Raw genomic sequence first — 14966 nt, 5'->3', positions numbered from 1 at the left:
TTTTAAGCGATTAAATCTTTTACTACTTTGCCTGATACGTCTGTAAGCCGGTACCTGCGCCCCTGGTGCTTATACACCAATTTCTCGTGATCGAGGCCCATCAGGTTTAGTATGGTGGCGTGAAAGTCGTGCACGTGCACCGGGTTCTTTACAATGTTATAGCCGAACTCGTCTGTTTCGCCATGTACAATACCGGGCTTGACTCCACCTCCCGCCATCCACACTGTAAAACACCTTGGGTGGTGATCTCTACCATAGTTGTCCTTTGCAAGTTTTCCCTGGCAATAATTAGTTCTGCCAAATTCTCCGCCCCATATCACCAATGTCTCATCTAATAATCCACGTTGTTTTAAATCGGTTATCAATGCTGCAGAAGCCTGGTCAACGTCCTTGCATTGCCCTTTTATTTGTCCGGGTAAGTTATCATGCGCATCCCAGCCTTGGTGATATAACTGAACGAACCGCACACCATTCTCACTTAATTTCCTTGCTAACAAACAATTTGCGGCAAAAGTCCCGGGAACTAAGGACTCCGCCCCGTACATTTTGATGATGGACTCCGGCTCCTTTTTCATATCAGTGATATCAGGAACTGCGGTCTGCATCCGGTAGGCCATTTCGTACTGCTGAATTTTTGTACTGATTTCCGGGTCACCGAATTCTGAATAATTCTCCTGGTTTAATTCGGCCAGTTTATCCAACATTCTCCTTCGGTCTGTTTTATCCATTCCCTCAGGATTATTGAGGTATAACACCGGATTTTCACCACTGCTAAACTGTACTCCCTGGTGGATCGAATCTAAAAAACCATTTGACCATAATTTGGAATAAACTCCTTGACCGTTGCCCTTTCCCTTACTTAGCAATACGCAAAAAGCCGGAAGGTTTTTATTCTCACTTCCAAGTCCATAACTCAGCCACGAACCCATGCTGGCCCTGTTACCAACCTGCGCGCCAGTTTGGAAGAAAGTCAGCGCCGGATCGTGATTAATCGCCTCAGTGAACATACTTTTTACGATGCACAAATCATCTACAACGCTTGCTGTGTAAGGTAGAAGCTCGCTTATTGTAGCCCTTGCCTGCCCATATTCACTAAACTTAAAAGTTGTTCCCGCTAAAGGAAATTTTTTCTGGTTTGCCGTCATGCCTGTTAGGCGTTGCCCCATTCGTATTGATGCTGGTAAATCTTCGCCATGCATTGTTTGCAACATTGGCTTATAGTCAAACAAATCAAGTTGCGAAGGAGCACCGTTTTGAAACAAATAAATGATCCTTTTCGCCTTGGGCGCAAAGTCCGGCAAGCCTGTAATTAAGGCCTCTTCCTCTTTACTTTGAAACAGGTCGGGAATAAGCAATGAACCTAAGGCCGCGCTTCCTATACCAAGACTCAGCCTTGATAAAAAACGCCTTCGGTTCATATTCAGCCTATGCTCGAAAAATTCTTTGTTCATAACAAACTTTTTATTAGCAAGATCCTTCTCCATCCCATCCTTACTAATTATGTTTTTGTAATTGTTTCCTCCAGGTTATATATAGCCTGGATGGTCTTCATCAACGCTGCCGTTTTTATTGCGTCAATCTTTTCATTCACCTGGCTTTCACCCACAGCTATGGTTGTTTTTGCATCCATTTTCTTTTGTTGGTATAATTGAAATTCCTCGTCATAATAGCTTTCCAAGATCTTCGTTTCTTTATCTGTAGGTTTTCTACATACGACCAGTCGAAATGCGGTAACAATATTATTTTTCGCATCACCGGATTTTGCAACAAGGCTTTGAGACAATACCCGTGATGCCTCTAACACCGTTGGATCATTCATCATCACGAGCGCCTGCAAAGGTGTGTTCGTCTTAGATCTCTTAACCTCGCATTGATCCCTGTTACTTGCATCAAAGATCATCATAGAAGCAGGTGGCACAGTTAGCTTAATAAACGTGTACATGCCCCGCCGATACAAATCCTGTCCATGATCCTGCTCGTATTTCGCCAGCACACCACGGCCCGAAGTTGCGCCCTCCCAAAGACCAGGAGGCTGGTATGGCTTTACACTTGGACCCCCAATTGTATTGTTAAGCAACCCGCTACTAGCGAGAACAATGTCGCGTACAAACTCAGCAGGCACACGATAACGAGGACCTCTGGACAACAAGATATTTTCGGGATCCTCTTTCAATTTTTCAGGTGAAACTTTTGAAGATTGTCTGTAAGTTGCAGACATCATTATTTTCTTCATCAGCCTTTTTATATCCCAACCGCTTTCCATAAAGTCAACAGCAAGCCAGTCAAGTAATTCCGGATGAGTTGGTAGTTCTCCCTGCATTCCGAAATCTCCTGTTGTTTTCACGATACCTCTTCCAAAGAGTTCCTGCCACATCTGATTTACAAAAACCCGGGCAGTTAAGGGATTGCTTTTATTGGTGGTCCAAAGGGCAAGGCCAAGCCTGTTACGGGCTAGCTTTACCGTATCGAAAGGCATTACTGCAGGTATCGCATTAGGCATTACTTCCACTGTTGGATTGTCGTATGCTCCCCGTCCAAGTATGAATGTTTTACGCAAAGAATCACGTTCGCCCATCACTGATACCGTTAGCTTACCTGTATCTTTTTTGTTTATATAGGACAGTATGTTATGAACATCCGAGTCAGAAATAGCCAGAATAGGATTTTTAGCAGGCTTTGAAGTCGACACATCACCCTCATATCCTTCTTCTTTGGTATTATTGAAAAAGGCAAACAAATCATAATAATCCTTCTGACTAAACGGATCATACTTATGATCATGACACTGTGCACACTCAATCGTCACGCCCATGATTCCCCTGCCATATGTTTTAGTTTTGTCTAAAATGTATTCTATCCTGTATTCCTCAGGCACTACCCCACCCTCTTCTGTGTACTTATGGTTGCGAAAGAAAGCTGTAGCCAGCACCTGCTCTTTGGTGGCGTTAGGTAGCATATCACCTGCCATTTGCCAGGTAAGGAATTTGTCGTAAGAAAGGTTGGTATTAAATGCATGAATAAGCCAGTCGCGCCAAGGCCACTGCGTTCTGATATTATCATCCTGGTAACCGTAAGAGTCAGCATACCGCGCAATGTCGAGCCAATGAACTGCCATCTTCTCTCCATACCTTGGTGATTTCAGTAATTCATCCACGATTTTTTCATATGCATTGGCGCTATTGTCTGCAAGAAATTTATCCATCATTTCTACAGAAGGTGGAAGACCTGTGAGATCAAAGGAGACTCTTTTGAGCAGTCGCTCTTTATCAGCTTCTTCATTTGGCCGCAGGTTTTGATCTTCCATTTTTTTTGCTACAAAAAAATCGACCTCATTCTTGCACCATTCCTTATTTTCTACTGTAGGCAGAGCAGCCTTTTTAGGAGCAACAAAGGCCCAGTGTTTTTCATACTTCGCCCCTTGTTCGATCCATTTTTTTATTAAGGCAATTTCATGATCGTTAAGAACAGCCAAATGAGACTCAGGCGAAGGCATCAGATACGAAGGATCTTTGGAAGTAATTCTTTTATACAACTCCGATTGTTCAGGCTTACCTCTTACAATTGCCAGTGCACCCTTTGTCTCTTTTAAGGGCGCAAATGCAGAATCTTCAATATCGAGTCTAAAACTTGCTTTGCGCTTGTTGGCATCAGGGCCGTGACAGGCAAAGCATTTATCTGATAGAATGGGACGAATGTGATAATTGTAACTGACGACCTCGGGCACTGAGTTAGTAGCAGCAGGACCTTTGCTATTACAAGATAAGATGAAGCCGGCAACAGTGGCAACCAGTATTGAGATAATTATGAATACTCTTTTATTCATATGATGGCAAGTCGTTTAGATGAACCGGTTTTCTTAAAACAGGTTAGAAAAGTACGAAAAAAAGAAGAATTGTCTGTAGAAATTAACAACCCTTGCAGATAGAGCAGGGAGCTAAACAAAGCATTAAAAAACAACTGCAGCTTCAGGCTAGTGGCTTTTCTTGTAGTGCTCTAATAAAGCATCTCCACCAAAATCGTGTTGCAGATCACGCACGACTGTATGCACGTGGTTTCCGTTGTTTTGGGTGTTGTCATATTCTATGATGATAGTCGGACCTTTTATCCTGTAGTATCTTTTATTTCCTACTCCATTTTCTTTGCTTCCGGCCCAGGCAAAGATTAATTTATCCATACCAACCGCCTCAATATCATGCATCATGCTGTTGGCAAACAAGCGGGTATAACGATGGATATACAGGCTGAGCAATTTTATAAATATTGCTTTTTGCGATGCAGTCAAAGTTGAAAAAGCGATGCCGTTAGTGTTGTCGATCATTGCCTTCCTGCTATTGACTGTGATGATATCTCCCGGAGCTTCTGTTTCGATAATTGCTTTTGCAAGCTGCTCTGCATTCAGCGCTTTCAAAAACTCGAAGGCCAGTTCATTTTCTTCTTTTAGGATTTCGAGCCCTTTTTCAGGTCCGCTTAAAACTATCGCCGGGTTAGCTCCCATAAACCCGGGCGTGCCCGATACAATCTTGTTATTTTCTGAAGAGAAGCTGAAAGATAAATGATGTCCATCAAGACGCCAGCCCCATACGGAAGAAGCAGAAGGCGTTCCGAAAAGTGTGAAGTAATATTTTCCCGGATCTCTGTAGTGATCGCTTTCCTGCCTGTTTTCAATTGCCTTAAGCACTGTTTCAAGCGCCATTATCTGGCTTGCTTTCTTATATGCATTTTCGCTTAGAGCAGACTTCACCAGGGCGATTGCTGCATCTTTTTGTTGAGCATTTAGTTCATTTATCGAAATGCCCTTTCGATCATTTAAAGGAACGTAATGCCACCTATATCTTTCGGCTGAGTCGAAAGGATATTGAGCCTGTGCTTTCTGGTTGTTATCCAGCGAATTCAGAAAAACATTCGCGGTCTTATAAAGATCGTTTCCCTGTGCAGAGGTTGAAAAGGAATCAAGCAACAAAAGCGATACAATTATTAGTAAAATTTTCATTATGGTAAGTTAGTTTATTATGACTTACAGCAGAAGTCTGTTAAAAACATCAATAGTAGCTGAGAGACGACTTGTTCAATTTATAAAACATCAGTACAAGAGTGCGACGCAACGAGGTTCAATAGCAGCATTATCGATGGCAAAAAAAAAATTTGCAGCAACCCTCTTCTTACTTAACCCTGTTAAAAACAAACAGGTCTTTAAACGCCCATTTGCCTTCGGCTAAGTTACCGCGCATAATAGCGAACTGATCGTTAGAACGTTTTTCGTAGATGATCCTCAAGTCTTCACCTTGTTTCTGAAGAACTACTTTGCCCTTACTTGCCTCGACAAAATTGTATTGGTCGAATTTTTCCTTTTCCTCCATTCCTATCATGCCCGGCTTAAAGTGCTTTACTCTTGACACAAGCCCCTGTTCGCTTTGCTCATACGCCAGAAGCTCATACATACTTGCTTTGTTTCCGCTCATCATCCTCATAAAGCCTAACATGTTGTCGCCATCTTGCGGCATCCATTCTCCTTCCACAGTCCGATCACTCATCGTTGCCTTCCAATGACCTTCTATGAAACTAAGATCAGACAAGCTGCCCGTTTTCTGTTGAGCCCAACTTTCTTCTACACTCGTAAGAGCCAACAAAAAGAGCAACGGTAAAAGAGTTTTAAAAAGAGGATGCTTCGAAGATTTGCTATTCATATGATGCTTGTTAGATGATAAACTTTTACTAAGATAACGAGTGCCACCTGAATCTGAATTGAAGCTTTGATTTAATTTTTAGAGGCGAATGAGGCGACGCTATAAACTTTAAACATTATTGTTTGTTGTAAAAACAATCAAATTATTAGCAAAACTTAAAATGTCTAATAACGGCCGTTATAGATATTTTTGCTGAAATAAATCAAAAAGATAAATATGAATAAGGCTTTTTTGTTCTCCCTCTCTTTCGTTTTACCTGCATTATTGGTTCTGTCACTTTCTTCTAATTGCCAAACTCAAACCGGCTCTGCTCAACAACCCACTTCAGACTCTTCTCAATTTACTGTCGAGAAATTGTATGGAGACTTTGCTAATCCATGGGGAATGGTTTGGCTTCCTGATGGAAGAATGCTTGTAACGGAACGTGCCGGTGAGATACTGGTTTTTAAGAATGATAAGTTTACTGGAGAAAAACTGGTTGGCGTGCCGAAGGTTTTTAGCCAGGGACAAGGTGGTTTACTTGACATAAAACTTCATCCTGATTATAATAAAACAAAATGGATTTATATATCTTATTCAAAGCCTGTTGAAGGTGGTGCTACCACCGCTATCATGAGGTTTAAATTGGCCGGAAACCAGTTGACTGACAAGCAGGATATTTATATGGCAAAGCCTTTTTTAAAGGCTGATTTTCACTTTGGAAGCAGGATCGTTTTTGACAAAAAAGGTTTTCTTTATTTCAGTTCCGGTGAAAGAGGAACGCAACCAAAAGTGCAGGAGCTGGATAATGACCACGGAAAAATCCATAGGGTGTATGATGATGGACGCATCCCTGCTGACAATCCGTTTGTAGGTCAGAAAAACGCACACGGCTCCATCTGGACGTATGGTCATCGCAACCCCCAGGGGATGGTGTATGATGCAGCAACTGATCGTATCTGGGCTGTTGAACACGGACCAAAAGGTGGTGACGAACTTAACCTGATAGAAAAAGGCAAAAATTATGGCTGGCCCAAAACATCTTATGGAATAAACTATGACGGCACTATATTAACGCAATTCAAAGAAATGGAAGGCGTTACAAATCCAACGCGTTACTGGGTACCGTCCATTGGTCCGTGCGGAATGACGATTGTAACAAGCGATAAGTATCCCGGCTGGAAAGGAAACTTGTTGGTCGGTGCACTTGCGTTTCGCCACATAGCTCGCGTGCAACTCGACGGTACCACTTACGTTACCGAAGAAAAATTATTACAGGATGTGGGTCGCTTCAGAGCTGTAGCCCAAAGTCCTGATGGATTTATTTACGCTATCACAGAAGGACCAGGTTTATTAATCAAACTAATCCCAAAAAAGTAACTCAGCGTTTCGAGGTAAGTTGATGGAATTATAGCACAACTTATTACCGTATTTACACTAAAAAAATCTTTCCCGTTATTGTCATCAATAACGGGATTTTTTTGTTGCAAGCAGCGGAACTTAATCAAGCTCTTGTTGCGACGCTCCTTTCAACATTTTTTAAAGAAGAATCGTATTTAGCGAAATTTTTTATACATCACATAAACATGTTGCAAAATGAACATAAAACCAGCAGCAAGAAGATGAAGTATGCGATTTTCAATCACATCTTTTATAAAAAATTCTCCTGTAAGTTCTCTTTCTAATTCGAAATCAGTAAATTATACATTGTTAAATTTATTGTTATTTACCTTTTCCCGCTTATAATGGCGTATGGCATTCCATAAATAAGAAAGCCTACTTCATCTATAAACCAGTTGCATTTCGCCATTGTCAGAAATAGTTTTGATTCATTAAAAAACCGAAACTAAAAGTCATGTTACGAGATACATATCAAGTAAAAGCTGAAGTCATCAGCAAAGCAAGCAACGGAAAAAAAATCTTGTTTGCTACCGTTCCGGCCGACGGTCATGTGAACCCTTTGACCGGGTTGGCAGTTTATCTAAAAGGTATTGGTTACGATGTTCGCTGGTACACTTCGAATACTTATGCAGAAAAAATAACTAAACTCAATATTCCTCATTTTCCCTTTATCAAAGCGCTCGACGCTCGGGGAGATAATATGGAAGAGGTCTTTCCGGAAAGAGCAAAATATAAGACTGCTGTTGCCAAAGTAAATTTCGATATCATCAATTTCTTCATCAAGCGTTCAACAGAATATTATGAAGACATAAAACGAATCTATCGCACCTTCCCTTTTGATCTGATGATTGCTGATTGTTGCTTTACGGCAATTCCTTTTGTAAAAGAGAAAATGAATATCCCAGTCATATCAATTGGCATTCTTCCTCTAACTGAAACTTCGAAAGACCTGCCGCCTTCTGGTTTAGGCATTACGCCATCTAAAACAATTGTCGGAAAGTTGAGACAAAGCATGTTAAGATGGCTGGCAGACAACCTTCTTTTTGCAAAATCAACTAAGGTATTAAAGGCACTTGCCACAGAGAACAACTTGTCTTATAACAATGAAAACATCTTTGACTACCTAGTCAAAAAAACAACGTTGTTATTACAAAGTGGCACACCGGGTTTCGAATATCGAAGAAGTGATATGGGTAGCAACATCAAATTTGCCGGACCTTTTCTTCCCTTTTCACCTTCAATAAAAAAGGATCCATGGTTTGATGAAAGATTAAATAAATACGACAACGTTATACTGGTTACCCAAGGCACCGTAGAGAAGGATGTAAAGAAATTAATTGTGCCGACACTGGAGGCCTTTAAAGACACGGATGTATTAGTGGTGGTTACAACAGGCGGCTCGCGGACAAAAGAGTTAAGGCAAAAATATCCCCATCCCAATATCATCATCGAAGACTTCATACCTTTTAGTGATGTGATGCCTTATGCTGACGCATATATCAGCAATGGTGGTTACGGAGGAGTATTGCTTGCTATCGAAAACGAATTGCCTTTAGTTGCAGCAGGAATTCATGAAGGCAAAAATGAAATTTGTGCCAGGATAGGTTACTTTAAATTAGGTATTAACCTGAGAACAGAAAGACCTACACGCCGACAGATGCGCAGAAGCATTGTAGAAATACTTAACAACTACACCTACAAACAAAATGTAAAACGCCTTGCAGCCGAATTTGCAAAATATAATGCGAATGAAATATGTGCGAAACATGTAAGCGAATTAATAGCAGCAAATGAATTGGCCAAGTGGGAAGAGCCGGTTTATTAAACAACAATCAAAACCAACCAGTAAGCATGACTCGATTGAAGTCATGCTTTTTTGTGTTTTGAAATTTTGCCAGCCAATAAGCTTTCGACATGTTCTTACCTTTTAAAGAAAATAAATATTGCTCCAATTACGGTTAGTACAAAAACTATTTTGCGGTAACTATTGTCTTTTATTTTCGCCACGATAGCAACTCCTGCTAAAAAACCAACAATAATTATGGGCAGCAAAAAGAGGTCAATTTTTAGTGAAGCAAGTGTAATGTTGTGCCAATAGATCACCTGGAAAGGCAGCTTAAAAAAATTGATTACCAGGAATATCCAGGCCGCCGTTCCAATGAAATCATTTTTGACCATCCGGGTAGCAAGGAAATAAATATTAGAAAAAGCACCTCCAAGGTTACCTAGCATCGTGGTAAACCCGGCAATCAATCCCATGCTGACTGCAAAGAGTTTATTTTCGGGTATTTTAATATTCTTGCTCATTTCGATTAAAAGCAGCAATGCAACGGTAACAATGATGATGACTGCCATTACCTTTCTAAATAGAGCTTCATCTAGATCTTTGCCTACAAATACTCCAATTAAAATTCCAATTGCAAGCCAGGGTAAGAGTTTCCAGAAATGACTCCACTGTGCATGACGATGATAATATTTGACTGCCATCAAATCTGCAAAACAAAGCAATGGCAATACGACCCCGGTAGATGCCTTGCCTCCAAACACAATTGCCATAATGGTAATGTTGATCATCTCAATCCCCTTTATTCCTGATTTTGAAAGACCAATAATAAAGGCTGCTAACCCAATAAGAATCCAATTAGCAACTGACTGATGAAATAAAACATCCATAAACTTACATTGTAGATTTTGCTTTGGCAGACTAAGATCACCAAGGAAATAGCGATAAAGATAGCGGGCAAATTTATGATAGAAGTTACAGGGGAAACAAAAGGAGAAATCGCAGAAGTATTAGGAAGTCAAATATGTTGACTCGTTGTAGCTTTAAACAAATCGACGGTGTTTTTTATAAAATCCCCAAAAATAAAAATGTCAATTACAGGGCGGTTAGCTTACATGGAAGAAACGTTGGTAGCAAACTCTACTTTTCTATGCGGATTTTTTGTTGCGTATTGATACACTAGCCCGCGTATATATTCACTTTCGGGGTACTGCGTAACATGCTTTTTATATTCGTCGATATGAGTAAAGGAAGTATTTGCAGGAACGTAACCCATTCCATAAAACCGTCCCTTTTCCATTAGGATAATACCTTGCTTTTCTTCCTTTTTAGGCAAGGCAACATCTTCAACAACTGCAAAACTTGGAAGCGAACTTCTTAAATGTTCAATAGCCCTGCTTACTCTTTCGTTGTATTCAACTGCAGTAAGTTGATCAGCCAGGGTAGGGCCATAAGTCTTATCAACATAGCACAACCGCGCGCACAGTTCGAATTGCTCAATTAATTGTTTCAAAAGATTAAGACCATCGAGCAGGAGATTGAAAGTGTAGAGTGGCTCAAGCTGCTTTTTCATTTTTTCAATAATCAACCTTCTATACCCTCGGCCATCTTCATACATGTATAATCCAAATGTCTGCTGAAAACCTTTCAAGCTTCGATTATACAATGGCCACAATCTTTTTATCTCGATGCTTTCGAGTATAAAAGCCATCAGCTCGGACCCGCAGACCTGGAATGAAACGTTGTGGATCTCGCGTAAAAAGTCCTGCTTCTGCTTGCCGGGTTTGTTATTAGAAAAATGACTGTTGACGCGTTTTTTTAAATCTTTTGCCTTACCAACGTAGACTATTTTGCCCTTGGAATTATGAAAGTAATAGACGCCCGGTGAAGACGGTAGTTTAGCAACTTTTTCAACGGGCAGATGCGGGGGTAGAAATTGCTCTTTCGCTTTGCCCTTCAGCATGGTTTTAATCTCGCCGTCCACATCATTTTTTAAAATGCATTCAAACAACTTAACGGTTGCCAAAGTATCCCCACCGGCGCGGTGACGTTGTTCAATCTCTATTTCCAAACAACGACAGAGATTTCCTAAACTATAACTTGGATGACCGGGTAAAACTTTCCGGGCAAGGCGAACTGTACACAGCTTTTTGGTATCAAGTTCGTACCCATACTGCGCCAATTGATGCTTTACAAAAGAATAATCGAAATTGACATTATGCGCTACAAAAACTTTATCATGTAATAGCCCATAGATCTTCGGAGCTACTTCCTCAAAGAGTGGCGCCTGGCTAACCATTGGATTGGTGATACCGGTAAGTGCCTGTATATATCTTGGTATTGGCGTTTCAGGATTGATGAGGGTTTCGAAATAATCTACCAATCGCTCCCCATCGTGTACAGCAATAGCAATTTCAGTGATAGAATTACCACTTGCATACCCCCCGGTTGTTTCTATATCTACTATTGCAAACATCAAAATTGTAAAGGTTAAAGGTAAGCGGATTTTAAAAGGAGCAATAACTTTTCCCAAAAAAATTAGCAAAAAGACGGTTGCATGAGGGTAAATCTTCTGCACTATTACACGCAAACAAACTTGCTACAGTAGAATTAAAATCTGATTAGCCAACAAGATTTACTCTTCAAAAAAAATTAAAAACTTCTGTAACAAAATAAAAGGCAGCACGTCTAACTTCTGAAAAAAGCTTTTATACTGCTCCTGTTAACAATTATTAACACAGGTAAAATAAAACTTATATTTATTTTAGTCATACAAAACCAAAGCTGATGAAAAAGCTTCTTTACTCAATATTCTTCGTCTTAATTCTGGCAACTACTTCGTGTCAGTTTATAAATAGCTCGGCTAAAGTTTTGGTTAAGTGTTGTAGGTCGTTGTTAATTGCTAACCGCGATAAAACCGACGATAGAAAAGATAAGGACCTTGAGTATTTAAATACCGCTTCACTTCGCCCTGTAAACTCGTGGGACGGAAAAATGATGATCTGGTAAATTGTTATCAAGCCGATTTATTAGGTCCGTTGCAGGGCCTTTTTTTATGCCCTCAATGGTTTCTCAAACAGCAGTTCGTTTTAGTACATTTGCTCTCCGAATTTTTTTTCGATCGATCATTTCCGGATACTACCGGTAGAAGTACACATTCAACTATGGAACTAAGTAAAAATTATATCCCTTCGGCTACTGAAGAAAAATGGTATAAACACTGGACCGATAAGAAATATTTCAACAGCCATCCTGATGGAAGGCCCTCTTATACTGTCGTAATACCTCCCCCTAATGTTACTGGTGTCTTACACATGGGCCATACGCTCAACGAGACCGTACAAGACATCCTTGTTAGAAAAGCGAGGATGAGTGGCTTCAATGCATGCTGGGTTCCGGGAAGCGATCATGCAAGTATAGCCACAGAAGCGAAGGTGGTGCAAATGTTGAAAGAGCAAGGCATCGACAAAAGCACTTTGAGCCGTGAAGAATTTTTAAAGTATGCCTTTGAATGGAAAGAAAAATACGGCGGTATTATCTATAGCCAAATTGCTAAGCTAGGTTGCAGCGTTGACTGGGACCGTACCACATTTACTATGGACGATCATTACTATAAAGCCGTAATGAAGGTGTTTGTAGATCTGTACAATAAGGGCCTAGTGTACCGCGGAGCCAGGATGATTAATTGGGATCCTGCTGCCAAGACTGCATTGAGTGATGAAGAGGTGGAGTTCAAAGACATTGTTGGGAAGCTGTATTATTTAAAATATCGGTTGGCCGACACCAGTGCAGAGACGACGGATAAAAACGAGAGCGATCAGTCATTTGAGAACTATATTACCATTGCGACCCAGCGCCCGGAAACTATCATGGGCGACACAGCCATTTGTGTAAATCCTAACGACGAACGATTTGCGCACCTGAAAGGGAAGTACGCCATTGTTCCGTTAATAGATCGTCGCATCCCTATAATATTTGATGAATATGTAGACCCAACTTTTGGTACCGGTGCTTTAAAGGTTACCCCGGCCCACGACATCAACGACTACAACCTTGGTTTAAAACATAACCTTGAAGTAGTAGATACGCTAAACGAAGACGGAACCCTGAGCGAAGCTGCTCAAATTTATGTTGGCGTAGAACGGTTTGCAGCCCGCAAAAAAGTACTGGTCGAACTGAAGGAAAAAGGCTATTTCTTAAAGGAAGAGGAATACCCCAGCCGGTTGGGATACAGCCAACGAAGTGGTGTAGTAGTTGAACCACGCATCAGCACCCAATGGTTTTTGAAAATGAAAGAAATGGCGGGTCCAGCTTTGCGTGCTGTGCTTGATGGAGAAATAAAAATACACCCGGGAGAAAAATTTTTAGCGACTTACAAATATTGGCTTGAAAATGTAAAAGATTGGTGCATCAGCCGCCAACTCTGGTGGGGCCAGCAAATACCCGCATGGTACGATGACAAAGGAAATGTGTTTGTAGCGGAGACAAGAGAGCAAGCTGCAAGCCTCAAGCTGCAAGCTTCAAGGGCAGAACAACAAGATGGGGAAAGCTTGCAGCTTGCAGCTGATAGCTTACAGCTAACCCAAGACTCTGATGTTCTCGATACATGGTTCTCTTCATGGTTGTGGCCTATGGAGGTTTTTAAAGGCATTTCTGATCCTGGCAATAAAGAGGTGGATTACTACTATCCGACCTCCGTTTTGGTGACAGGACAGGATATTATTTTCTTCTGGGTTGCCAGGATGATTATGGCAGGGATGCATTACAAAAATGTGAAGCCTTTCAGCGACGTGTACTTCACTGGTATGGTGCGCGATAAGCAAGGCAGAAAAATGAGCAAAAGTTTAGGCAACAGTCCCGACCTGTTAGACCTGATTGATAAATATGGCGCCGATGCAGTTCGTTTCGGTATCATGATTTCTTCGCCTGCAGGTAATGACTTGTTGTTCGACGAGGCAAGCCTCGAGCAGGGCCGCAATTTTAATAACAAGCTGTGGAATGCCTTAAAGCTCGTGAAGATCTGGGAAGGCCGGCAAATGGCTGAAGATACCAAAGAGATTGTCGACGATAATTTTGAATTGGTGGATGAGACGAAACAACTTTTTGGCGAAATCGATCATCTACCTAACGAAGCACATCTTGATCACGCCAATTATGCTATCAACTGGTTTGCAAACAGGTTGCAACAGGTAAGAGCAGACGTTGAAATTCTATATAGCCAATTTAGGTTAAGCGAGGCTTTAAAAGTTATTTACTCCCTCATCTGGGACGACTTTTGTAGCTGGTACCTCGAATGGATCAAGCCTGGTTTTGATCAACCGATCGAAGATGAAGTCTACCATAAAACAATCCAATTTTTTGAGGAACTGATGCAATTGCTGCATCCGTTCATGCCTTTTATTACAGAAGAGATATATCATCTGCTCAGCGATAAACAAGATGATTTATGTGTAAAACAATTTTCTGCCATAAAAGAAGCAAACCACGAGATCTTAACATCCGGTGAATTATTGAAGCAGGTAATTTCAGCGTTGCGGGACGCGCGAAATAAAAGCCAATTGAAGCCAAAAGAAACTATTAAGCTGTTTATTCAGTCTGAGCATAGTGAGGTTTACAGGAAAATCGAAAGCATTTTGCTAAAACAGGTAAATGCAGAAACGATTAGCTATGTGCAGGAGACTGTAGCAAATGCTACGGTGGTGGCTATAGAGAAGGATAAGTTTTATATTGAAAGCGAGAGAAAGGCAGATATACAGGCAGTAAAGGCCGAGCTTTTAAAAGACCTGGAACATCAGAAAGGTTTTTTGCAGAGTGTACTTAAGAAGTTAAGCAACGAGCGGTTTGTAGCCAATGCTAAAGCAGAAGTGGTGGATCTTGAAAAAAAGAAACAGGCCGACGCTGAGGCAAGAATCAGAACGATAGAAGAAAGTTTGGCGAACCTGGTCTAAGTAAGCCGAATGATTTGAAAACTGGTGCGAACATACCTTCCAAGGAGAAATGTGTATCCCGGCAGTTTACTACTATTAAGCTTTCGTTGCGTCGCACTCTTGTACTGGTGAAATATATGGAGCAAAAAAAACGGTAGCAGAACTATAGCTGAAGTTGGTTGGATGCACTAG

10 protein-coding genes are annotated in these 14966 nt (G+C 41.0%); 4 read left to right on the top strand and 6 right to left on the bottom strand.

Annotation, left to right across the window (positions count from 1 at the left end; all coding sequences use genetic code 11):
* Window positions 1–2 precede the first annotated feature (2 nt).
* The 4 genes from SAE01_RS06635 to SAE01_RS06620 all read right to left on the bottom strand — a co-directional run bounded on the left by SAE01_RS06635 (window position 3) and on the right by SAE01_RS06620 (window position 5684).
* Window positions 3–1451: a DUF1501 domain-containing protein gene (locus SAE01_RS06635; protein ID WP_147202886.1), complete on the bottom strand. Its 1449-nt coding sequence runs from the start codon at window positions 1449–1451 to the stop codon at window positions 3–5.
* A 47-nt stretch (window positions 1452–1498) separates the two neighbouring features.
* Window positions 1499–3823, bottom strand: coding sequence for a PSD1 and planctomycete cytochrome C domain-containing protein (locus SAE01_RS06630; RefSeq protein ID WP_147202885.1), 2325 nt, complete (start codon window positions 3821–3823; stop codon window positions 1499–1501).
* Window positions 3824–3970: 147 nt separating this feature from the next.
* Window positions 3971–4990: a DUF3500 domain-containing protein gene (locus SAE01_RS06625; RefSeq protein ID WP_147202884.1), complete on the bottom strand. Its 1020-nt coding sequence runs from the start codon at window positions 4988–4990 to the stop codon at window positions 3971–3973.
* Between the two features lie 169 nt (window positions 4991–5159).
* Window positions 5160–5684, bottom strand: a complete 525-nt coding sequence (locus SAE01_RS06620) for a DUF6265 family protein (protein WP_170234100.1) — start codon at window positions 5682–5684, stop codon at window positions 5160–5162.
* 216 nt (window positions 5685–5900) lie between these two features.
* On the opposite strand from SAE01_RS06620, the gene SAE01_RS06615 reads away from it, so the two are divergent.
* Together SAE01_RS06615 and SAE01_RS06610 are read left to right on the top strand one after the other, a co-directional pair.
* Window positions 5901–7043: a PQQ-dependent sugar dehydrogenase gene (locus SAE01_RS06615; protein ID WP_147202883.1), complete on the top strand. Its 1143-nt coding sequence runs from the start codon at window positions 5901–5903 to the stop codon at window positions 7041–7043.
* Window positions 7044–7518: 475 nt separating this feature from the next.
* On the top strand, window positions 7519–8889 hold the full coding sequence (locus SAE01_RS06610; RefSeq protein WP_147202882.1) for a glycosyltransferase: 1371 nt from the start codon (window positions 7519–7521) through the stop codon (window positions 8887–8889).
* Window positions 8890–8984: 95 nt separating this feature from the next.
* On the opposite strand, the gene SAE01_RS06605 is transcribed toward SAE01_RS06610, so the two are convergent.
* Together SAE01_RS06605 and SAE01_RS06600 are read right to left on the bottom strand one after the other, a co-directional pair.
* Window positions 8985–9737, bottom strand: coding sequence for a sulfite exporter TauE/SafE family protein (locus SAE01_RS06605; RefSeq protein WP_147202881.1), 753 nt, complete (start codon window positions 9735–9737; stop codon window positions 8985–8987).
* A gap of 221 nt (window positions 9738–9958) precedes the next feature.
* Window positions 9959–11323, bottom strand: a complete 1365-nt coding sequence (locus SAE01_RS06600; RefSeq protein WP_170234099.1) for an exonuclease domain-containing protein — start codon at window positions 11321–11323, stop codon at window positions 9959–9961.
* 311 nt (window positions 11324–11634) lie between these two features.
* Between SAE01_RS06600 and SAE01_RS06595 the strand changes: the two genes are divergently transcribed.
* Together SAE01_RS06595 and SAE01_RS06590 are read left to right on the top strand one after the other, a co-directional pair.
* On the top strand, window positions 11635–11856 hold the full coding sequence (locus SAE01_RS06595) for a hypothetical protein (RefSeq protein ID WP_147202880.1): 222 nt from the start codon (window positions 11635–11637) through the stop codon (window positions 11854–11856).
* Window positions 11857–12011: 155 nt separating this feature from the next.
* Complete coding sequence (locus tag SAE01_RS06590; protein ID WP_147202879.1) at window positions 12012–14795, top strand: valine--tRNA ligase; 2784 nt, start codon at window positions 12012–12014, stop codon at window positions 14793–14795.
* Window positions 14796–14966 lie beyond the last annotated feature (171 nt).

Origin of the sequence: Segetibacter aerophilus, assembly GCF_007991655.1 — a bacterium.
GTDB classification, from domain to species: Bacteria; Bacteroidota; Bacteroidia; order Chitinophagales; family Chitinophagaceae; genus Segetibacter; species Segetibacter aerophilus.
Note: the sequence above shows the minus strand (reverse complement) of the source record. Positions and strands in the feature narration are given on the sequence as shown.